Origin of the sequence: Psychrobacter sp. 28M-43, assembly GCF_014770435.1 — a bacterium.
In the GTDB taxonomy this organism is placed as follows: Bacteria; Pseudomonadota; Gammaproteobacteria; order Pseudomonadales; family Moraxellaceae; genus Psychrobacter.
In genome coordinates, this window is record NZ_CP061739.1 from 2,008,067 (window position 1) to 2,030,313 (window position 22,247).

The following is a 22,247-nucleotide window of genomic DNA, read 5'->3' on the forward strand; positions in this document are numbered from 1 at the left end:
AGCTGTCTTGACGCTATCTACTTCTTAGTCACCTTTAACAATCTTAGGTGGCCCTTTTAGAAGATGCTCGTCAACGAATTCATTCGCTGAGTTATGATCTGCTGATTCATCTGTAATAAAGCCTTGCTGCGCTCTGTATAGAATCAGACGATCGCGACTCAAACCACGCAGTAGCGCATACATCATGACAAAGACAACCAAGGCAAACGGTAGTCCTGCTACGATCGCTGCCGCCTGTAGAGCAGACAGTCCACCAGCCGCTAGTAAGATAGCGGCGATAACGCCTTCTGTCGTTGCCCAAAATAAGCGCTGGATTTTCGGTGGGTTGGTATCGCCACCAGCAGTCAACATATCGATGACAAAGCTAGCAGAATCTGACGAGGTCACAAACCATAGCATAATCATGACGACAATCAGTAGCGTAATCGGTTTTGCCAATGGGTAGTACTCAACCAACTTAAAGATGGCACTACCAGAATCCGCTTGTACTGCTTCTACCAATCCTGGGCTAACACCTGACACAGCAGAAGCAAGCTCCATATGAACAGCAACGCCGCCAAAAGTCGTAAACCAGAAGAACAAAATCAGCATTGGGATCAGTAGTACACCAAGCGTAAATTCACGGATAGTACGGCCACGAGAGATACGAGCGATAAAGATACCAACGAATGGTGCCCAGCTTACCCACCATGCCCAGTAAAATATCGTCCAACTACTTTGCCAATCTGTACCGCTATAAGACTCACCCCATGTACCTAGAGGTACAATCACAGTCAGATAGTTGCCGATGTTTTCGATAAAACTATCAAAGATAAATAGCGTTGGTCCTAAGATGACCATAAACGCTAATAAGACGATAGTGAAACCAATATTGATATCACTTAAACGCTTAATACCTTTATCCAAACCCATCAAGACTGAAGCTGCCGCTAGCGCTGTGATGAAAGCGATCAAGCCGAACTGTACGGTAAGACTGTTAGGCGTACCAAACAGCTTTTCGAGTCCAGAATTGATCTGCATAACCCCAAGTCCAAGCGAGGTAACCACACCAAACATCGTACCAAACACAGCCAAGATATCGACCGTGTGTCCCCAACGACCATAGATCTTTTTACCAAGTAAAGGATACAAAGTAGATCGAATCGATAATGGCAGGCCGCGGCGGAAATGGAAGTACGCTAAAGACAGCGCTACAATCGTATAAATCGCCCAAGCGTGTAGACCCCAATGCATAAATGAGATATTCATCGCTTGCTTGGCGGCTTCTACTGTCTCTGCATCGCCCATTGGTGGTGCCATAAAGTGATACAACGGTTCTGCTGTACCCCAATAAACTAGACCAATACCAATACCTGCAGAAAATAGCATACCAATCCAAGAGAACAGATTGTACTGCGGTCGTTCTGTTTGGTTGCCTAGTCGAATGTCACCATAGCGACTCATTGCCAAGTAAATACAAAGCGCGAGCGCGGTATTAACTAGAATAATGAATAGCCAACCAAACTTATCGGTAATAAAATTTTGTAAAAAACTAAAAACAGCCCCTGCTGTTTCGGTGAAAAACGCACCGAAAATAATAAAGCCAACAATCAGCAGTGATGATGTAATAAACACAGGTTTACTTACCCGCGGAAAAGGTCCTAATCTGCCTACTTTTACTTCTTCCATGTGCAAGTCTCAAATTTCAAGGAACGTTACCTTAACAAAATAGGTCTTAACTATCAATCTATTACAAAATAAAACTTGATAAAACTATTAATTTACTCTAAAAGAATTTGATAGTTTTATTAAAATAATTAAATATACAGGCAGGTAAATACGTCGTTAATTCGATGTTATTTCAATATTGTTTCGATGTTATTTGGGCAATAATCTGAGTAATTGTGCATCATTACCGTCTTCAAGTGTCCACACTTGCCCGTCTACTGCTAACACACTGCGTACACGCTCACCCATGTCATAGCGATAACGCTCAGCGGCGGTATTGTCTTCGCTTATACCCACTACGATAAGCGCTTTAGACGATAAGCCACTGATAAGCGCGTTGCCCTGCCAGCTAGGAAAGTCATTATGAGTACCAGCCGCATAGATACTCATAGCAGATGGTGATATGACAGGTGTCCAAGTAATTTTGGGTGCTGCAAACTCTGGCTTAGTATCATGGTCAGGAATATCTAGACCTGAATAGTTGCGGCCATTGGATACCACTGGCCAGCCATAATTGTTACCCTTCTCAATAATATTAAATTCATCCCCGCCCTTTGGTCCCATCTCGTGCGCCCAAAGCTGTCCACTATCGTCAAATGCCATACCAAGCACATTGCGATGTCCGATGGTCCAAAACTGTTTGGCCAACTCGTTATCAGTAAACGGATTGTCTGTCGGGGTGTTACCATCAGGACTTAACCGTATTATCTTACCCAGATTGCCATTCATGTCTTGTGCTGGGTCTTTGTCTTGACGCTCGCCTGAGCTGATATATAGATAGCGTCCATCGGGAGAAAACAGCAAACGATGACTATAATGTCCCTGCCCTGTGACTTTCGGAGACTGTTGCCAGATAGGCGTGATATCTTGCAACGTAGGTGTGGCTGTCTCTAATCCTGAGAGTGTCGCCTTGATGACTTTAGCACCGAATTTATTGCTATCACTTCCTGTTCCTGCTTCTGCGTAGCTAAGATACACGGTATTGGACGTCGCAAAATCTGGAGCCGCGATGATGTCTCCTAAGCCGCCTTGACCACCGTAAGCGACTGTAGGAACGCCTTCGATTTTGGTCTTATTACCCGTCGCGGTATCTACGATAAGTAGCTCACCTGTTTTTTGTGTTACTAGCAATTTTGGCGCTTTGCTATCTGCAATGGGTAACGCTGTCATAGCCCAAGGCTCATCAAAGGTAGCGATTGCTTTGGTAGTAAAGTCAGGCTTGCTAGTATTTGTTTGTGTGGCGGTTTGAACCTCGCTATCTGAAGTTGAAACTTCTTTAGACTCTGTTGCGGTACTTTTGTTGTTGCTGGGACTTACTGTAGAAGGGTTGGAGCACGCGGCAGTGCTAAACAGCAATGCTGCAATAATTAGCGGCGAAGTTAAAGGTATATTTATACGTTCAATATGGGCTGTCATCGTTCTGTTTCTCCATTCAATTAATACTTATATTATTAGTCTGTGATTTAGTTATAGCATAGTCCTGAGACTTAAGAGATATCGAAATGGTAAAAAAACAGTAACGTAAAACGTGCCTTATAAATAAAACCCCCTTACCTACGATTGTAGATAAGGGGGTTATTTTAAGCGTACAGTTGGGTTATAAAGACGTCAAAGCCAATAGGATTAGCTCATTCTAAGCTTATCAAAAGTTAGCTTGTCATCGGCACCTACATCGACTTTGATAATATCACCAGCGACAAAATCACCTGCTAATAGTTTCAATGACAATGGGTTTTCGATCTCTTGTTGAATGGCACGCTTCAAAGGACGAGCACCATAAACAGGGTCATAACCCACGGCAACCAATTTATTCATCGCATCTACTGATAGCTCAATATCCATCTCACGCTCTTGGATACGCTGACGTAATCGATCCAATTGAATATCCGCAATACCTGCCATCTGCGACATACCAAGCGGATGGAAAACTACGATTTCGTCAATACGGTTGACGAACTCTGGACGGAAATGCTGCCCAACAGAATCCATTACTTCCGCTTTGATATCCTCGTAGCTTTCACCAACCATCTCTTGAATCTTGTGCGAACCCAAGTTGCTGGTCATGATAATCACGGTATTTTTGAAATCTATTACACGACCTTGCGAATCGGTTAAGCGACCATCATCCAATACTTGCAACAAGATGTTAAACACATCAGGATGCGCCTTCTCTACTTCATCGAACAATATGACACTATATGGCTTACGGCGTACCGCTTCTGTCAATGTACCGCCTTCTTCATAACCGACATAGCCTGGAGGCGCGCCAACTAGGCGGCTGACACTATGTTTTTCCATATACTCACTCATATCGATACGTACAATCGCATCTTCAGAGTCAAATAAGAAGTTTGCTAGTGATTTGGTCAGCTCAGTTTTACCAACACCAGTAGGTCCCAAGAATAAAAACGAACCAGATGGACGGTTGGGATCAGACAGACCTGCACGACTACGACGTACCGCATTGGCCACCGATTCGACCGCTTCGTTTTGACCAATGACACGCTCATGGAGCTTTTCTTCCATTGCGATCATCTTATCACGCTCACCTTGCATCATTTTGCTGACTGGAATACCAGTTGCGGCTGCAACGACTTCGGCGATTTCGTTGTCTGTCACCTTATTACGCAGCAATTTCACACCGCTACCTTCACCTGTCTGCTCTTTTTGCTCAGCCAAGTCAGACTCATGAATACGTCGTTCTAACTGCGGAATGGTTTCGTATTGCAGCTTACTCATGGTCTCATAGTCGCCTTCGCGGCTAGCTTTGTCATACGCAATACGGGCTTTATCCAACTCGTCTTTTAGCTGTTGACTGCCTTTGACCAGTGCTTTTTCTGCCTGCCAAACCTCGTTGAGATCAGCATACTCCTTTTCCAATTCCGCTATTTGCGCATCGAGCACTTTACGCTCGGCTTGCGCGCCAGCATCTTCTTCATTTTTGAGTACTTCGCGCTGCATTTTTAGTTGAATCAAGCGACTATCGAGCTTACCTAATGATTCAGGCTTGCTATCCATCTCCATTCGCAAACGACTGGCCGCTTCATCAATTAAATCAATCGCTTTATCTGGTAACTTACGATCAGTGATATAGCGATGGCTCATGCGCGCAGCAGCGATAATAGCACTGTCTTGAATATCGACGCCGTGATGCAGCTCGTAACGCTCTTTTAGACCCCGTAATATCGCAATGGTATCTTCGACCGTTGGCTCATCGACCAGCACTTTTTGGAAACGACGCTCAAGCGCTGCATCTTTTTCGATGTACTTGCGGTATTCATCAAGCGTCGTCGCTCCGACACAATGCAACTCACCGCGTGCCAATGCAGGTTTTAGCATATTACCAGCATCCATCGCACCTTCAGACTTACCCGCACCAACCATTGTATGCAGCTCATCGATGAACAAGATAACGTTGCCTTCTTGTTTGGCCAAATCGCTCAATACGCTTTTGAGGCGCTCTTCGAACTCACCGCGAAATTTTGCCCCGGCGATTAGCGCACCTAAATCCAACGACAGTACTTCTTTACGGCGTAGCCCTTCTGGCACGTCACCATTGATGATTTTTTGTGCCAAGCCTTCGACGATAGCTGTTTTACCAACGCCCGGCTCACCGATGAGCACAGGGTTATTTTTGGTACGGCGTGATAGCACCTGAATAGTACGGCGAATCTCTTCGTCACGGCCAATGACTGGGTCTAACTTGCCAAGCTCTGCTTGTTCAGTCAGGTTAATCGTGTACTTGTTGAGCGCATCGCGCTGATCTTCTGCGTTTTGGTTATTCACTGTATCATCACCGCGCAATTGCTCAATTACCGCTTTTAGTTTGCTTGCCGTCACGCCAGCACTTTCAAATATCTTTTTGGTTTCGCCCTGCTCAGCGAGTGCTAACATCACCCATTCCGTCGCGATAAAATCATCGCCTTCTTTTTGCGCCTGACGATCTGCCAAGTTCAAGATTTTGACTGAGTTTGGGTTTAGATTGACGTCACCTGTCGGCTCCGAAATGGTCGCCTGGTTATCTAGAGCTTTAGCAACGCCATTTTTTAGCGCTGGAATAGAAGCACCTGCTTGTTGGCATATCGATAAATTAGACTCATCTTGTAACAACACGGCAAGCAAATGCACAGGATCAATGCCTGTATGATCGCGACCTAATGCTAGGCTCTGTGCTTCTTGAATGGCGGACTGCAATTTTTGAGTAAACTTCTCAAATCTCATGTCTATATCCTTTTATAATTGGTATTCTCAGTAGCACCTCTAAGGGTTATCTTAGTTTACTGCCTACTGGTATCTGTCACTTATATAAGGTATATATACACCTATTTCAAGACGATTACCAAATAAAACCTTACTTAAAACAATGATATTTATTATTAATAATAATTAAATGGGTTATTAACATCATTTAAAGGTCATGAAAAGATAAAGACGCCACTTTATCAATGCAAATAAAACATAAATCTCCATTAAATACGGTAATGAATAATGCATCTATTTAGTATAGATTAGATAATAATCCGACTATTCTACTCTACGATTTCGATAGGAGTACCAAGTGTCACCGCATCCATAATTTCATCCATCTCGTCATTGGTAACCGCGATACAACCATCGGTCCAATCACGTCGTTGATTAAACAATGCCAAATACCCAAAGCCATTCATTTGCCCATGAATCATGATATCACCACCCGGATTGACCCCTAATGACTGCGCTCGCGCCTTGTCCTCATCATTGGGATAGCTAATATGGATAGAGCGATGGGCAATAGAGTTCTCGTTTTTATAATCTAAGGTATAAACCCCAACTGGCGTACGCTGGTCGCCTTCTTGTTGCTTATGACCTGATGGACTGCCCCCTAGCGCAATACGATACGACCTAATAGCTTTACCATCGCTCATCAATTTTAAGATACGGTCTGATTTATCGACTAAGACTCTATCGATGACTATGGAAGGAGGAATGGGGTTTTCGGGTTTTGAGGTGCTTTTGACATAAGCAATAGCGCTTGTGCTGACAATGGCAGCAAGACTAAGGCCAATGATAATGGGCAGCCAAGGCGTCCGCTGCTCATTTGATGAGTAAGATTTTTTATAAAAAAATGGCATAGACTCTGTTTCCCATAATTAATTTTTCGTCATTAATCATATGTATCAAAGCACTATGCCAGATTCTGTAAATACGTTTTGTGCAAAAGTGATGAATCACTCACTAGACTGTTACACCATGCGAATTGCACCATCTAAGCGAATGACTTCACCATTTAGGTAAGCATTATCGATGATATGAGTGACCAATTTGGCAAACTCATTGGGAGCGCCTAAGCGTTTAGGATATGGCACACCTGCCTCTAGCTGCTCACGTGCTTTCTCTGGGATAGAGTCCATCATCGGCGTAGCAAAGACACCTGGTGCGATAGTCATCACGCGAATACCATGACGTGACAGCTCGCGAGCAAGTGGCAAGGTCAGACCAACCACACCTGCTTTAGACGATGAATAACTGGCTTGACCTACTTGACCGTCAAAGGCTGCGATAGAGGCTGTATTAATGATAATGCCTTGATCTGCATTCTTTTCTACATGGCCGCCTGCACTACCACCACTCGCTATGCGCTTGGCAATGCTAGCAGCGACCAAACGGGCGACGTTAAATGAACCAACCAGATTGATATTGACCCCGCGGCTAAATGCCTCAAGATCTGCTGGATTGTTATCGCGATCTAGCAGTTTTTGTACCACTACAATACCCGCACAGTTGATTGAACCTTGTAGGCCGCCGAAAGCTGACTCTGCCATTTCAACCGCTAATTGCACTTCATCACCGTTAGTGATATCACAGCGTACAAAGCGCGCACTATCGCCTAACTCAGCGACCAGTGCTTGCCCAGCAGATTCATTTAAATCAGCGATAACGACGTTACCACCTTGACCCACAATCGCCCGAGCCACTGATTCACCCAAACCTGATGCCCCGCCTGTGACCAAAAAGCTGTTTTCTTTAACTTGCATGATTATTCCTTTAAGTTTTTGCTTCTTATTAGATATTTTTCTATTAAATTTATAAATGCTTTACCAATTCACTTATGCAGCAGATAGACTACGCAGCAAAAAGCGTTGAATCTTACCACTTGGCGTTTTTGGCAGTTCTGTCACAAACTCTACCTCACGTGGATAAGCATGAGTAGATAGGCGTTTACGTACCAGCTCTTGGATTTCTTTAGCAATTTGCTCACTGCCTTCGATACCATCTTTTAGTACCACATAAGACTTAATAGTATGACCACGTACTTCATCTGGCACGCCTACCGCCGCAGACTCTGCGACTGCTTCGTGCTCTAATACGGTATTTTCGACATCAGTGGGCCCTACGCGGTAACCTGCGGTAATAATGATGTCATCATCACGTCCTGAAAACCAGTAACTACCGTCACTATGACGCTCGACCACATCGCCTGTCAGATAGTAATCATCTACAAAGGCTTGTTTTTCGTTCCAGCTATAACCACGGAAATAAAACGCAGGTGACTGACTGACCACAACTGCTAGCTGCCCTTGCTCACCATCTGGCAGTACCTTCATATCATCATCTAGTACGACTAGCGTATGACCTGGGAGCGCCATACCCATCGAGCCAACTGGACATTCATGCGCCAGTGCGTGATGTGCACAGCAAGTCATGCCAGTTTCTGTTTGCCCATATTGGTCTTTGACTTGGCATGCCAGATAGGTCTCGACCCAGTTGACCACTTCGGTATTCAGTGTCTCCCCTGCTGAGTTGGCACAGCGTAAAGACAGCTTGGCCTTGGCATCATTATGAGCGCCTTCATCAACATTGTCGAAAATGCCGCTAGATTTCATCATTCGAAACGCAGTTGGTGAAGAGGCCAAATTAGTAATCTTATGACGTACCATAAATTCACGGGTATGGGTCGCATCGAATCCTGCTTCATTAAAATAAGTGGTGATGCCCAGTAGCAATGGCCCTGTGATGGCATAGTACAAGCCATATGCCCAGCCTGGATCTGCCATGTTCCAATATTGATCATCTTCGCGTAGGTCGATGGCATAACGCATATATAGGTAAAAAGCAGGTAATGCGGCCAATGGAACACTGACACCTTTTGATTTACCAACCGTACCTGAGGTAAACATTTGCAAGAATGGCGCATCCGTATCGAGCATCACGGGTTCGAGCGCTTGCGACTGTGCTTCCATAGACTGGCTATAGTGATCGTCACCCCATGTCTGAGCATCCTCAGCACTGCCGACCAATACCATTTTGGTTTGCTCAGCCAAATCTTCAAACTTGCTGCGATTTTCTAAGTTAGTAAAAACGACTTTGGTATCGGCTTTCTCCATCCGATACTTGATTGAGTCATAGCCAAAAGCAGTAAATAGCGGCTGATATACCGCTCCGATGCGCCATGTTGCCAACACAACGGTAAGAAGCTCTGGCGTACGCGGTAGCATCGTCGCTACTTTGTCTCCCGCTTTTACCCCATACGACTGTAGCAGGTTAGCGATTTGAGCACTCGCTTTATCAAGCTCACCAAAACTCATGCGCGTTATATTGCCTGCCGTGTCTTCGTGTACTAGCGCAGCATTGTCAGCGCGGCCATCGCGTACATGGCGACCACAGCAAGCCATATAAGCATTTAGTCGATCACCTACCTGCTCGCCAAATATTTCTGACAGCAGTGTATCCATATTAAAATTATTATAATAATCGGTATAGTTTTTTGGCGTGATGGTAGTATCTGTATCTATATTCGTCGGAGTTTGAGAGGCGGTGTTCATAAGCTAATCCTTTAGCAATATCAAGTAACTGGTAAAATGGCATTTATGATTGAAGAACGGCCACATCCTATAGACCGTTTCATAGGTTCGTATTTATCATGCTCTATTAGTAACGCATTTTTACGTTTATTTCAATACATAACGTATCATTTTTATTTTATAGAAATAAAGATAATCTATAACTAATTATCATTAATTCGCTATAAGTCCGCGAAGACGCCTACAATCAATAGCCAAAGTACTGCCACATATTTTCAATTTCCTATTAAAGAATTAACACCTTAATATTATTATCTAAAACCTCACACTTAAACATCAGCTCTTAAAAACCCTAATAACGCTTTCTCTTCACAGCTTTGGTATTTTTTGGTTCGTCCACGGCGTGCTTGTTTGTAAGTCTCAAAGAACTGCCCTGTCAAAAAACGTTCAATGACAATGGGATGAATATAAGAGGCACGGCATACGGTTGGTGTGTTGCCTAGCTCTGCTGCCACGCTTTTTACCATATCAGTAACTAATTGCTGTCGCTCAGTGCTTTCTGGCGCACTGGTTAATATGTTAGCGCCTGCAGTCGTTTGTAGCTCATCATATAGGTAGCTTGCCGCGAGTACACTGGCCATCCATGTCCGAAAGTCCTTTGCGCTGTACAGCTTGCTTTCACAGTTCATGCCGCACGTATGCATTCGTAAGTAATCATTGATATCGCTACTGTCAACGACTTGCTTATGCCCATTATCATCTAAGTATTTGAATATCTGATAACCTGGCAGCTCAGAACAGGCTTGCACGATGTCAATCAATCGCTCGTCTTGTAGCTCAATGTGATGTTCTTTTGCGCTTTTTCCGACGAAATCAAACGCCAGTCCATTATCCGTTTCGCTAACATGTTTACTGCGTAGCGTACTCAGACCATAGCTTTTATTTTGCTTGGCGTAGCGGCTGTTACCGATACGAATCAAAGTGGTCTCTAGCAATTTAACAACGGCAGCGAGTACGTTGGTGCGCGATAAGGACTCTGCTTCCAAATCTACCTCCACCTGTGCGCGTAAATTAGGCAGCGCCTCTGCAAACCCTATCATCGCATCAAATTTTGCTTGGTCACGGATATTGTTCCATGACGGATGATACAGGTACTGTTTGCGAGATTTTTCGTCTCGCCCTGTTGATTGCAGATGGCCTCGTTCGTCTTGGCATATCCACACCTCTGACCACATAGGCGGTATCACCAATGCATCAAAACGCTGACGCAATGCTTTGTCTTTGACCGTGTTGCCCGTTGCATCACGATAAGTAAAGCCGCGACCCCAACGTCTACGCTCGTAGCCCGGTTCATCGTCACTCACATAACGCAAATTAGCACGGCGTGCGAGATGCTCGTAATCATGACGCACGTCTTTGGTCATTGTCTGCCGGCTTGTCTGTAATTTTACCTTTGTCATAAACCTGTATACCTTTGAGAATTCATGGTTTTAGCATAATTAATGACGGTAGTTTTTGCTGTTTATTTGGCACAGACAAAGTGTAATGCTGTGTAAAACATGGTTTTCAGGATAGTAGCTTAGAATTCATTTGAAATATGACACACAAAAAAACGCCAAGCATAAAATACTTGGCGTTTTTCGTTTTGATACTGCTATAACTTAGAAGTCATTATTTACCGTATACACATAGATAAGCGGTTTCGACGTCTACTTTTACTTGGAACTTTTGGTTGGCTTCAACCGTAAATTGCTCGCCAGCATTAAACATTTTCCACACTTCACTCTCTGGTAGCTTGACGGTCAATGCGCCGCTCACCACACTCATGGTTTCAAATTCACTGGTGCCAAACTCATACTCACCAATTTCCATGACGCCGACAGTCGCAGGCTTAGTAGCCGTTTGAAAGGCAATAGAAGTCACTTTATCATCAAAATAATTATTAACGCTTGGCATAATTTTCCTTAATTAAATATTGGTTACTATTTTAATTAGTTACTATTTTAAAACGGCTGCTTATTTAAAACGGCCTTTTACAATCCTGCTTTTAAACTCGCTTCGATGAACTGATCGAGGTCACCATCTAGCACGGCACCGGTGTTAAAGGTTTCAACACCTGTACGCAAATCCTTGATACGAGAGTCATCGAGCACGTACGAACGAATTTGACTGCCCCAGCCGACATCAGACTTACCGTCTTCGACTGCTTGCTGTGACTCCATACGTTTTTGCATTTCTAGCTCATAAAGCTTAGCACGTAGCATCTTCATCGCGGTGGCTTTGTTACCATGTTGACTACGCTCGTTCTGACAGGTCACTACCACGCCCGAAGGCTCATGGGTAATACGTACCGCAGAATCTGTTGTGTTTACGTGCTGACCACCCGCCCCAGATGAGCGATAGGTATCGATACGCAAGTCCGCTGGATTGATATCAATCTCGACGTTGTCGTCAATCTCAGGCGAGACAAACACCGCAGCAAACGACGTATGACGACCATTATTACTATCAAATGGTGACTTACGTACCAAACGGTGAACGCCAATTTCGGTACGTAACCAACCAAACGCATAATCGCCTTTGATCTCGATGGTTGCCGACTTGATACCAGCCACGCTACCTGAGGACACTTCAATCACATCTACTTTGAAGCCATGAGCTTCTGCCCAGCGTGTATACATGCGCAGCAGCATTTCAGCCCAATCTTGCGCTTCAGTACCGCCACTGCCTGACTGAATATCCAAGTAGCAGTTGTTTGGATCCATCTCACCGCTAAACATTCGGCGGAATTCTAAATCAGCAACACGTTTCTCGGCGCTATCTAGCTCGCTCTGCACATCAGCTAGCAAGGACTCATCTTCTGCTTCGACTGCCAACTCTAGCATAGCAGACGCGTCCTCTAGTGTGGTTTCAAGAGAAACCACCACATCGATGACACCGTCAAGGTGACTTTTTTCTTTATTAATTTTGGTCGCGCGCTCTGGATCGTTCCATAGCTCAGGGTTTTCTAACTCTAAATTGACTTCTTCTAAGCGTTCTTGCTTACCATCGAAGTCAAAGATACCTCCGCAAGTCCTGCCCACGCTCTGATAAATCTTTAATCTGCTCTTGATACGGATTGATTTCCATAAATATTCCTGTTTTTCTAATAAAATAAATAACGCATGTGGCGCTATTTTAAATGAGATTGATACTAAATGGTTCGCTAATTATCGCTGATGCCAATGTTGCTACTATTACTAGCTTAAATAATCTAGATCGACCAATCTTCTACTGCCCAGCGATGGGCCAAAGCATGCGCATGTAACGCATCATCAGGTGATACGCAAACGGCCACATCAGCCCATTCGAGTAACGGAATATCATTTTTGGAATCTGAATACGCATACGTTTTTTCAAACGTGATACCAGAGGCTTGCTGTTTATTTAGCCATTTATCCAAATGGTATATTTTGCCCGCTTGGAAATTTGGTCTGTCAGTTAGCTTACCTGTATAGCGATTATCTTTGATCTCTAATGGCGTTGCCAATACATTGGCTTCTTCTACACCAAAACGCTTGGCAATGGCGGATACTACAAAATCATTGGTCGCAGAAATAATCACTACATCGTGCCCTTGCTCAATGTGCTGACACAATGCTTCCATTGCTTTTGGGCGAATATGTGGCTCGATTTCGCTTTTGATATAGTCTTCTCTTAGCTCATCCAGTCTATCAAGCGGCAGACTGCTTAAAAACTGCGCGACAAACTCATTGTACTCTGTCGCGTCTAGCGTACCTTCAATATAGTCATTATAAAATTTCTGATTGGCCGTACGGTACTGCGCCTCATCGACAAGGTCATGCTTGACGATATACTCGCCCCAAAGATAATCGCTATCGACATCCAGTAAAGTATGATCTAAATCAAATAACGCCAGTTGTTTTTGTTGTGTTTGTGCTTGATTTGCCTGCATGGTGAGACCTTATCGTTGGTTGCGAAAAAATATGGAGTGTTGAATAAAAGAGTATAAAACGTAGGAGACAAGTCTATCTAACTTTAGTCAGGCATCGCTATTTCTGTTAAGCCTGTTTTAAACTTTTGACAACGCTCAGCATAATGTAGCGCTGACATTTTTAGCATCGCTGCTTGCTCATCTGTCAGCGTCTTGACTACTTTTGCAGGCGCGCCCATCACTAGCGAGTTATCAGGAATAACCTGACCTTCAGTAATCAAGGCTTTCGCCCCTATCAGACAGTTTTTACCGATTTTGACATTATTGAGTACCACTGCGCCAATGCCAATCAAGCTATTATCACCGACTTCACAGCCATGTAGCATAGCCAGATGACCGATAGTCACGTAATTACCAATAGTCACTTTGATACCTGCATCGGTGTGAATCACACTGTTTTCTTGCACATTACTATAGTCACCGATATGGATACGATCGTTGTCACCGCGTATCACTGCACCGAACCACACATTGGCTTGATGGCCTAAATACACATCGCCCATCACTTGCGCTGAGTCTGCTACCCAACCGTTAAATGGTGCGGCAAACTCAGGGGTTTTGTCTAAATACTGATAAATCATAACGACTCCTTGTCATCTTCATTATTGTCATAACAAACGATCATAAAAATTGGGTCTAGGGCTGCGCTGTCCATTGTGGCAAAGCCAACTGCGAAAATCCAGCGCTATTAATATACGCTGGATGTCGAATTCGATAAAAGAGAAAGGAGTTAATATCCGCTTAGGCTATTTTATAAAGTCAATATCTTTATGAAGTCCTCATTATTAGCTATGAAATGACTATTAATCCAGTAAATCGGCTAGCTATAACCGTCTATTTTGTATATAATACGCAAAATCTGTGCCTAAGCGAGCGGACATGATGCAAGTTACCTATTCACTATCTAGTGGGTTTTGTAGTTTTCATCAATAATGTCTTCTCGCTTTTTTGTGGAAAATTTTTGTGTATCGCCCTTTTTTTACTTTTATATGACAATAGTCAAATGCCGTAAATAAAAGGATACGGAGCAATTTTAGACCAACAAAACACGATGGCACTCACCAATAACAGCGGAGGCAATCCTTGAATTCATCGGCAGAAATACAAGCAATTTTGGCACTAGCAGACGGTACAATCTTTCGCGGTGTCAGTATCGGCAGCCTAGGTCATCGTATTGGTGAAGTGGTATTTAACACAGCCATGACAGGGTATCAAGAAATCCTAACCGATCCAAGTTATGCCCGCCAGCTGGTGACTTTGACTTACCCTCATATCGGTAATACAGGCACCAATAGCGAGGACACAGAATCCGGCAATGGCCACAAAGTATGGGCAGACGGTCTTATCATCCGTGATGCCACCATGGCAACTTCTAACTTCCGCAACTCAGAGTCACTCAGCGACTATTTACAGCGTAATGAGACAGTTGCTATCGCTGAGATTGATACGCGTCAGCTAACACGTCTATTACGTGATAAAGGTGCACAGAACGGCTGTATCATGACTGCCTCAAACGGCGAGACTATCAGCAGCGACGATGAGCAAAAAGCGATTGAGTTAGCAAAAGGCTTTGCAGGTCTAAAGGGCATGGACTTGGCAAAAGAATGCTGCACTAAAGAGAATTTCGAATGGACAGCAGGTACGTGGGATTTGTCAGACACCTTACTCAACCGTGATATCCCTGGCAGTCATGATAGCGGTACTGGCGGCTTCTTTAAGCAACTCGGCACTCACATCGATTCTAAATACAACGTCGTCGCTTATGACTTCGGTAGCAAAACCAACATCTTACGCATGCTCGTCGACCGCGGTTGTCACGTAACGGTTGTACCAGCACAGACCCCTATCGTTGATGTGCTAGCAATGAACCCAGATGGCATCTTCTTATCAAACGGCCCTGGTGATCCTGCAGCTTGTGATTACGCTATCGATGCGGTACGTCACATCATTGAGCAAACTGACGTGCCAACGTTTGGCATCTGCTTAGGCCATCAGCTGATTGGTCTGGCTAGCGGTGCAAATACCATCAAAATGAAAACAGGCCATCATGGTGCCAACCATCCAGTACAAGATCTAGCGACCGGTACGGTGATGATTACCAGTCAGAACCATGGCTTTGCGGTTGATGAAGACACGCTACCTGACAACGTTAAATCTACCCATCGCTCACTGTTTGATGGTACTAACCAAGGTATCGAGTTGACCAATAAGCCTGTATTTAGCTTCCAAGGTCACCCAGAAGCCAGCCCTGGTCCACATGACTGCGCGCCATTATTTGATAAGTTTGCGGATATGATGGAACAGTCTAAAACTGCCCAAGCGTAAACGGTTGATTATAACTACATAATAAGTAAACGCTTGAATCGTCCATAGCGGTTCAAGCGGCACTAAATAAAGCACTGCAAGTATAAAACGCCATAAGCGTTATCAAAAACAAAGATTACTCAAATTATCACCCAAACGAAGGTAGCTCTAACTATGCCAAAACGTACCGACATAAAAAGCATTCTTATCATTGGCGCAGGCCCTATCGTCATCGGCCAAGCATGTGAGTTTGACTATTCAGGCGCACAGGCGTGTAAAGCACTAAAAGAAGAAGGCTACCGCGTCATCTTGGTCAACTCAAACCCTGCGACCATCATGACTGACCCTGTCATGGCTGACGCAACCTATATCGAGCCGATTACTTGGCAAACCGTTGAGCAAATCATTGCCAAAGAACGTCCAGATGCAATCTTGCCAACGATGGGCGGACAGACAGCACTAAACTGTGCGCTAGAGCTAGACAAGCACGGCGTATTGACCAAGTATAACTGTGAATTGATTGGCGCGACCAAAGACTCAATCGAGATGGCAGAAGACCGCAACTTGTTTGATAAAGCCATGAAGCGTATTGGCCTTGAGTGCCCTCGCGCTGAAACGGCTGAAACCATGGAAGAGGCCTTTGCGACTCAAGAAAAAATGGGCTATCCATGTATCATTCGTCCATCATTCACGATGGGTGGTTCAGGCGGCGGTATCGCTTATAACCGCGATGAGTTCATTGAAATCTGTGAGCGCGGTTTTGACTTGTCTCCAAACCATCAACTGCTTATCGATGAGTCATTGATCGGTTGGAAAGAGTACGAGATGGAAGTGGTTCGTGACAAAAACGACAACTGCATCATCATCTGTGCCATCGAAAACTTTGATCCAATGGGTGTGCATACAGGCGACTCAATCACCGTCGCACCAGCACAGACCTTGACCGACAAAGAATACCAAATCATGCGTAATGCGTCATTAGCAGTACTACGTGAGATTGGTGTTGAAACAGGCGGTTCAAACGTACAGTTCGGTATTAACCCTGATACCGGTCGCATGGTCGTCATTGAGATGAACCCACGCGTATCACGCTCGTCTGCCCTCGCCTCAAAAGCCACTGGCTTCCCGATTGCCAAAATCGCAGCGAAACTGGCCATTGGTTACACGCTAGACGAATTGCAAAACGATATCACTGGTGGCAAAACGCCAGCCAGCTTTGAGCCTGCGCTTGATTATGTCGTGACCAAGATACCTCGTTTTAACTTCGAAAAATTCCCACAAGCGGACAATATCTTATCGACTCAGATGAAGTCAGTCGGTGAAGTGATGGCGATTGGTCGTAACTTCCAAGAGTCTATGCAAAAAGCATTGCGCGGCATGGAAACAGGTGCGGATGGTTTTGATGAGCAAATTGACTTATCAAAAGTAAGCGCCGAAAAAGCACGTAGCGAAATCATCAACCGCCTAACCATTCCAACACCTGAGCGTATCTACTACGTTGCTGATGCATTCCGCGTCGGTATGAGTGTCGATGAAGTGTTTAACTTTACCAAGATTGACCCATGGTTCTTGGTACAGATCGAAGACATCGTTAAAACAGAAGCTACCGTAAAATCACTTGGTTTTGGCGGATTGAACGAGAAAAATCTACGTAGCTTTAAACGTAAAGGTTTATCAGATTTGCGTTTGGCTAAATTGCTTGGTATCTCACAAAAGCAGCTACGCAAAAAGCGTTGGGATCTAAACGTCTATCCAGTCTATAAGCGTGTCGATACCTGTGCAGCAGAGTTTGCTACTAGCACGGCTTATATGTACTCGACGTACGATAGCGAATGTGAAGCCAACCCGACAGACAAAAAGAAAATCATGGTTATCGGTGGCGGTCCTAACCGTATCGGCCAAGGTATTGAGTTTGATTACTGCTGTGTACATGCAGCGCTTGCCATGCGTGAAGATGGTTACGAGACCATCATGGTCAACTGTAACCCTGAAACGGTTTCAACCGATTATGACACTTCTGACCGTCTATACTTTGAGCCAATCACATTAGAAGACGTGCTAGAGATTGTTCGTATTGAAAACCCTGATGGCGTGATTGTACAGTTCGGTGGTCAAACACCATTGAAACTTGCTCGTGCACTAGAGTCAGCAGGCGTTAAAATCATAGGTACTAGCCCAGATGCAATCGACCGTGCCGAAGACCGTGAGCGCTTCCAGCACATGATTCAGCAGCTAAACCTAGTACAGCCATCAAACGCACTAGCAACCAGCTTAGAAGACGGCTTGGTTAAAGCAAAAGATGTAGGCTATCCATTGGTTGTACGTCCATCTTATGTATTAGGTGGTCGCGCGATGGAAATCGTCTACAACGAAGACGAGCTAAGACACTATCTACGTACTGCGGTACAAGCATCGAACGAAGCGCCTGTCCTACTAGATCGCTTCTTAGATGATGCTATCGAAGTTGACGTAGACTGTGTCTGTGATGGTACTGATGTCGTCATCGGCGGTATCATGCAGCATATCGAACAGGCTGGCGTTCACTCAGGCGACTCAGCATGCTCACTACCACCATATTCACTGTCTAAAGAGCTATGTGATGTGATGCGCGCACAAACGGTCGCTATGGCAAAAGAGCTAGGCGTTATCGGTCTAATGAACGTACAGTTCGCAGTAAAAGGCGAAACCGTATATATCCTAGAAGTGAACCCACGTGCTGCACGTACAGTACCTTTTGTCTCTAAGTGTATCGGTACTTCTTTAGCACAGGTTGCAGCGCGCTGTATGGCTGGTACTTCACTTAAAGATCAAGGCTTTACCACTGAGATTGTCCCAGCATTCTATGCGGTCAAAGAAGCGGTATTCCCATTCGCTAAGTTCCCAGGTGTTGACCCAATCTTGAGTCCTGAGATGAAATCAACGGGCGAAGTTATGGGCGTAGGCAAAACCTTTGGCGAAGCATTCTACAAGGCCATTATCGGTAGTAATGAGCGTCTGCCAGGCTTGCCAACTGAAGGCGAGACCAAAACGGTCTTTATCTCAGTTCGTGACAGTGACAAAGCGCAAATCGCTCCGATTGCTCGTCAGCTTGCCGACTTTGGCTTTAAGATTGTCTCGACCACTGGTACGCAAAAAGTACTGAGCGACGCTGGTATCGAAAGTCAGCAAATCAACAAGGTCACTGAAGGTCGCCCGCATATCGTTGATGCCTTGAAAAACGGCAAAATCGACCTTATCATCAATACAACTGAAGGTAAGCAAGCTCAAGAGGATTCGTTCTCTATTCGCCGTAGTGCGCTACAGGGTAAAGTATTCTACGTCACCACGTTAGGTGCCGCTGATGCCGTCTGCAAATCTTACGCGATTGACTTACCGTTTGATGTCTATAAGTTACAAGATTTACATGAGCAAGCAAAGTCTATTGACGTGGCTGAATAATTTCAGTAGATTAAGCATAACCGTTAGGCTTGCCTAAAAGCTCACTCAAGTATCGTTGTTTGCTTTAAATATAGCCAACCATGCTTGAGGAACGATACCTTTACCGTGATAGACCTAAAAAGCATAGTGGCTAAATTGCGACTATGCTTTTTATTACGTAAGCTTAAGTGCGCCTATGCTTGAATTGAGGTGAGATACACTCATAAATGATAGCCAACTTATTCATTACATCGTCTTAATTATCACTCTTTTATATTTTATATCCATTGCAACAACACTGACACCATCTCATTATGAGGTGGTGTGGTGTTATTGGTTTAAGGAAAAAACATGCAACGTTACCCAATGACTCCGCAAGGACACGCGGCTCTAGAAGCCGAATTAAAACAGCTAAAAAGTGTCGACCGTCCACGTATCACAGCATCGATTGCTGAAGCACGCGAACACGGCGATTTGAAAGAAAATGCTGAATACCATGCTGCCCGCGAGCAGCAAGGTTTTTGTGAAGCACGTATCCGTGATATCGAAGCCAAACTTGGTGGCGCTCAAGTCATCGATCCTTCGACACTGCCAAAAGAAGGCCGTATCGTGTTTGGTGTCAGCGTCGTGATTGAAAACATGGACACCGAAGAAGAGAAACAGTACAAAATCGTTGGCGATGATGAGGCTGACTTTAAAGCTGGCAAAATCTCAGTCAACTCTCCAATCGCTCGTGGTTTGATTGGTAAATTCGAAGGCGACGAAGTGCGCATTGAAACGCCAAAAGGTGTAGTCGAATATGAAGTCATGAAAGTTATATACGACTAATAGCTACACTGCGTTCTAATCTATAAATTTGATGTTCTCAATTGAAGACAGTTTGAGAAATGTCTTTTAGATAGCAGCTTCGATGACAATAATTGCGCCTAGCTACTTAGTTATGCGACTCCATAGATGAAAACTGTACTACACATAAATAGCATTTATACCATTTCGGTTACACAATGCTGCTTTTATCCGTGATTTGTTTTGGCGCATAATTATTTGAGTTTGAGTGCACAACAGCTTCAATATTAAGTTTATTCAATAAGAAATAGTTAAGATTGAATAACTTTGATATAAGTCAACACTGCTGCGCTCTTACTAAAAATAATGATGGTCTGATCGCATACATAGGCTAATATCAGCACTACTACCCTCGTTATTTGGCATATTTTTTGGTGTCATTTAGCGGGGGTTTTGTTTATCTAGGCATTATCTATTGTTGTATTACTTACTATTATTTTTGAGGAGTCTTTTATGATTATGAACGATGGTTTTCAAGCATCAACTGCTAAAACAACCATGGCAAAAAATGCAGTTATACCTGCAATGCTAGCAGGTATCATGTTGGCCGCATCATCGGCCAATGCTGCCCCTGAGATTGCTATTAGCTCATCTGCGAGCGGTAGCACCACAGTGGTCGAGCAATACTCTGATGGCAAAACTGCTACTATTACTGCGACGCCAAACGGTATCACCATGCAGGATGGCATGCCGTACGCGGTAACTCAGGTGACCACTGTGCCACGCTACGTCGTGCGTCAGTCTCCTGTTGTCCAAGGTACGACGACCGTTACTAGCGTACCAGTGACTAACTCTATTACCAATAAAGTCACTAAAGTAGATGTGATTACCACGCCTGCCAGCAGCGTGACGCAAGTACTACCTGTCGCAACCAACGTCACCCCGCCAGTGATGATGCAGCAGCCAGTGACCAATCAAGTAACGACAACGACAACAACTTTGGATACGTTGCAACTGACCCCTACCTTTAGTACACCTGGCGTGGTCAACGCCAATACCAAAGTTATGAAAATTCTAAAAAATGCTGATGGACGTGAAGTTGCCGTTCCTGCCAATCATATTGCCCCAGGCGATGTGATCGAGTATCACACCACATATACCAACACCACGGCACAGCCAGTCAATGACATCAACGCCATGATCTCATTACCAAATGGCGTCCAGTTAGTCTCGTTGAATAGTCCTCTGCCGACGCTTGCTACCACTGGCGGTGACAGCTATCAAACTATTCAGCAAGTTGGCAATACGGTGGTTGTCCAAGAAAACTACTCCGGTCTGAAATGGAACTTGGTGAACTTTGATGCCAATGCGGCCAAGACTGTCGTCATACGTGCCAAGGTTCAATAAAAATAATTCTGAGTTTGAGACTTAAAAACTATTGAATTTGATAAAAGGTCTTATGGACTAAGTATTTAGTCCATAAGACCTTTTTTGTGTCGGTGGCTTGGTTTTGGGTGTGGTAAAGCACCGCTTTAAGCTTAGGATATAAATGCTTGATGCAGTGTCATAAATAGCTGAGCTTTTAGAGAAGATCATTTTTCTTTATACAGAATAGGCCGATTAATTAGATTATTAAGTTTTGTCATAAAAAAGATAAAACCAAAACCAAAGATTGACGTAGTGAGCACTCCTATCATGTTTTGATCGAACATTAGGTTTTTGGTATCTTCGTAAGTTATTTGCAGATCCTCCTCTGATCCTCTAATGTCTAAGCTGACTAATTGCGGTAAATTATTCGATACGCCTAAAAAATTGGGCTGATAGTACCAACCAACTCTTGCGTACTTGCCAAGCCTAGGTTCAAGGTATGTAGGACCCATACATGACCCAGTATTAATAAAGCCAAATACATTATAGCTACAGCCGTAAAGCGTTATTTGTTTAGGATTTTTGATAGATTGCAAGGCTATACTAAATCCCGTATCAGTGATAATGCCTTCACTATATTGTAGCTCCGACTCCTGCGGAAAATCTCTACCCTGCCATTCCAAAAAATTGAGTGCAATGAAAAAAGATATAAACGAGACATTTAGAAACGTATCGAACTTTTGAGATGCTGATTTTTCTTTAAATTTTTTGAGCATAAAATCCCTCTAAAAGAGCCTTTCTTGGAATGTTTGGAAAAATATATATTCGCACTTAAAAGATAGATATATTAAGCCACAAAGTTTAGCCTTTAAATAAACCTCAAACTACTG

16 protein-coding genes are annotated in these 22,247 nt (G+C 44.1%); 4 read left to right on the top strand and 12 right to left on the bottom strand.

What is annotated here, in order from left to right; genetic code table 11:
• Positions 1-24: 24 nt before the first annotated feature.
• From IEE84_RS08335 to IEE84_RS08385, 11 genes are all read right to left on the bottom strand, one after another.
• Positions 25-1,668, bottom strand: a complete 1,644-nt coding sequence (locus IEE84_RS08335) for a BCCT family transporter (RefSeq protein WP_191113839.1) — start codon at positions 1,666-1,668, stop codon at positions 25-27.
• 189 nt (positions 1,669-1,857) lie between these two features.
• Positions 1,858-3,123 carry a PQQ-dependent sugar dehydrogenase gene (locus tag IEE84_RS08340; protein WP_191113840.1) on the bottom strand — a complete coding sequence of 422 codons (1,266 nt, stop codon included), beginning with the start codon at positions 3,121-3,123 and terminating at the stop codon, positions 1,858-1,860.
• Between the two features lie 207 nt (positions 3,124-3,330).
• On the bottom strand, positions 3,331-5,928 hold the full coding sequence (clpB, locus tag IEE84_RS08345) for an ATP-dependent chaperone ClpB (RefSeq protein ID WP_191113841.1): 2,598 nt from the start codon (positions 5,926-5,928) through the stop codon (positions 3,331-3,333).
• Positions 5,929-6,236: 308 nt separating this feature from the next.
• Complete coding sequence (locus IEE84_RS08350) at positions 6,237-6,818, bottom strand: L,D-transpeptidase family protein (RefSeq protein WP_191113842.1); 582 nt, start codon at positions 6,816-6,818, stop codon at positions 6,237-6,239.
• A gap of 111 nt (positions 6,819-6,929) precedes the next feature.
• Positions 6,930-7,721 (bottom strand): SDR family NAD(P)-dependent oxidoreductase, encoded by a 792-nt coding sequence (locus IEE84_RS08355; RefSeq protein ID WP_191113843.1) that lies wholly within the window; start codon positions 7,719-7,721, stop codon positions 6,930-6,932.
• A 72-nt stretch (positions 7,722-7,793) separates the two neighbouring features.
• Positions 7,794-9,509, bottom strand: coding sequence for an AMP-binding protein (locus IEE84_RS08360; protein WP_191113844.1), 1,716 nt, complete (start codon positions 9,507-9,509; stop codon positions 7,794-7,796).
• Positions 9,510-9,817: 308 nt separating this feature from the next.
• Positions 9,818-10,948: a DNA topoisomerase IB gene (locus IEE84_RS08365; RefSeq protein WP_191113845.1), complete on the bottom strand. Its 1,131-nt coding sequence runs from the start codon at positions 10,946-10,948 to the stop codon at positions 9,818-9,820.
• Positions 10,949-11,159: 211 nt separating this feature from the next.
• Positions 11,160-11,444, bottom strand: a complete 285-nt coding sequence (gene ppnP / locus IEE84_RS08370) for a pyrimidine/purine nucleoside phosphorylase (protein ID WP_191113846.1) — start codon at positions 11,442-11,444, stop codon at positions 11,160-11,162.
• 77 nt (positions 11,445-11,521) lie between these two features.
• Positions 11,522-12,617, bottom strand: a protein-coding gene (prfB, locus tag IEE84_RS08375; RefSeq protein ID WP_102078362.1) for a peptide chain release factor 2 whose coding sequence is annotated in 2 segments (ribosomal slippage) — positions 11,522-12,544 and positions 12,546-12,617 — 1,095 coding nt in all. Because the reading frame shifts where the segments join, the coding sequence is not laid out codon by codon here.
• A gap of 124 nt (positions 12,618-12,741) precedes the next feature.
• Complete coding sequence (locus IEE84_RS08380) at positions 12,742-13,443, bottom strand: HAD family hydrolase (RefSeq protein ID WP_191113847.1); 702 nt, start codon at positions 13,441-13,443, stop codon at positions 12,742-12,744.
• Between the two features lie 83 nt (positions 13,444-13,526).
• Positions 13,527-14,063, bottom strand: coding sequence for a gamma carbonic anhydrase family protein (locus IEE84_RS08385; RefSeq protein ID WP_160021317.1), 537 nt, complete (start codon positions 14,061-14,063; stop codon positions 13,527-13,529).
• A 502-nt stretch (positions 14,064-14,565) separates the two neighbouring features.
• Here IEE84_RS08385 and carA point away from each other — a divergent pair.
• The 4 genes from carA to IEE84_RS08405 all read left to right on the top strand — a co-directional run bounded on the left by carA (position 14,566) and on the right by IEE84_RS08405 (position 21,396).
• Positions 14,566-15,807 carry a glutamine-hydrolyzing carbamoyl-phosphate synthase small subunit gene (carA, locus tag IEE84_RS08390; protein ID WP_191113848.1) on the top strand — a complete coding sequence of 414 codons (1,242 nt, stop codon included), beginning with the start codon at positions 14,566-14,568 and terminating at the stop codon, positions 15,805-15,807.
• A 153-nt stretch (positions 15,808-15,960) separates the two neighbouring features.
• Complete coding sequence (gene carB, locus IEE84_RS08395) at positions 15,961-19,224, top strand: carbamoyl-phosphate synthase large subunit (protein WP_102091162.1); 3,264 nt, start codon at positions 15,961-15,963, stop codon at positions 19,222-19,224.
• A 330-nt stretch (positions 19,225-19,554) separates the two neighbouring features.
• Positions 19,555-20,031, top strand: a complete 477-nt coding sequence (greA, locus tag IEE84_RS08400) for a transcription elongation factor GreA (protein ID WP_057760725.1) — start codon at positions 19,555-19,557, stop codon at positions 20,029-20,031.
• Between the two features lie 471 nt (positions 20,032-20,502).
• Complete coding sequence (locus IEE84_RS08405; protein WP_224737715.1) at positions 20,503-21,396, top strand: hypothetical protein; 894 nt, start codon at positions 20,503-20,505, stop codon at positions 21,394-21,396.
• A gap of 185 nt (positions 21,397-21,581) precedes the next feature.
• Here IEE84_RS08405 and IEE84_RS08410 read toward each other — a convergent pair whose 3' ends face one another.
• A complete protein-coding gene (locus IEE84_RS08410; RefSeq protein ID WP_191113849.1) occupies positions 21,582-22,133 on the bottom strand; it encodes a hypothetical protein in 552 nt (183 codons plus the stop codon).
• Positions 22,134-22,247 lie beyond the last annotated feature (114 nt).

Coding starts and splice junctions, on each gene's coding strand:
- IEE84_RS08335 (WP_191113839.1), bottom strand. CDS start 1,668: ATGGAAGAAGTAAAAGTAGGCAGATTAGGACCTTTTCCGCGGGTAAGT.
- IEE84_RS08340 (WP_191113840.1), bottom strand. CDS start 3,123: ATGACAGCCCATATTGAACGTATAAATATACCTTTAACTTCGCCGCTA.
- clpB (WP_191113841.1), bottom strand. CDS start 5,928: ATGAGATTTGAGAAGTTTACTCAAAAATTGCAGTCCGCCATTCAAGAA.
- IEE84_RS08350 (WP_191113842.1), bottom strand. CDS start 6,818: ATGCCATTTTTTTATAAAAAATCTTACTCATCAAATGAGCAGCGGACG.
- IEE84_RS08355 (WP_191113843.1), bottom strand. CDS start 7,721: ATGCAAGTTAAAGAAAACAGCTTTTTGGTCACAGGCGGGGCATCAGGT.
- IEE84_RS08360 (WP_191113844.1), bottom strand. CDS start 9,509: ATGAACACCGCCTCTCAAACTCCGACGAATATAGATACAGATACTACC.
- IEE84_RS08365 (WP_191113845.1), bottom strand. CDS start 10,948: ATGACAAAGGTAAAATTACAGACAAGCCGGCAGACAATGACCAAAGAC.
- ppnP (WP_191113846.1), bottom strand. CDS start 11,444: ATGCCAAGCGTTAATAATTATTTTGATGATAAAGTGACTTCTATTGCC.
- IEE84_RS08380 (WP_191113847.1), bottom strand. CDS start 13,443: ATGCAGGCAAATCAAGCACAAACACAACAAAAACAACTGGCGTTATTT.
- IEE84_RS08385 (WP_160021317.1), bottom strand. CDS start 14,063: ATGATTTATCAGTATTTAGACAAAACCCCTGAGTTTGCCGCACCATTT.
- carB (WP_102091162.1), top strand. CDS start 15,961: ATGCCAAAACGTACCGACATAAAAAGCATTCTTATCATTGGCGCAGGC.
- greA (WP_057760725.1), top strand. CDS start 19,555: ATGCAACGTTACCCAATGACTCCGCAAGGACACGCGGCTCTAGAAGCC.
- IEE84_RS08405 (WP_224737715.1), top strand. CDS start 20,503: ATGATTATGAACGATGGTTTTCAAGCATCAACTGCTAAAACAACCATG.
- IEE84_RS08410 (WP_191113849.1), bottom strand. CDS start 22,133: ATGCTCAAAAAATTTAAAGAAAAATCAGCATCTCAAAAGTTCGATACG.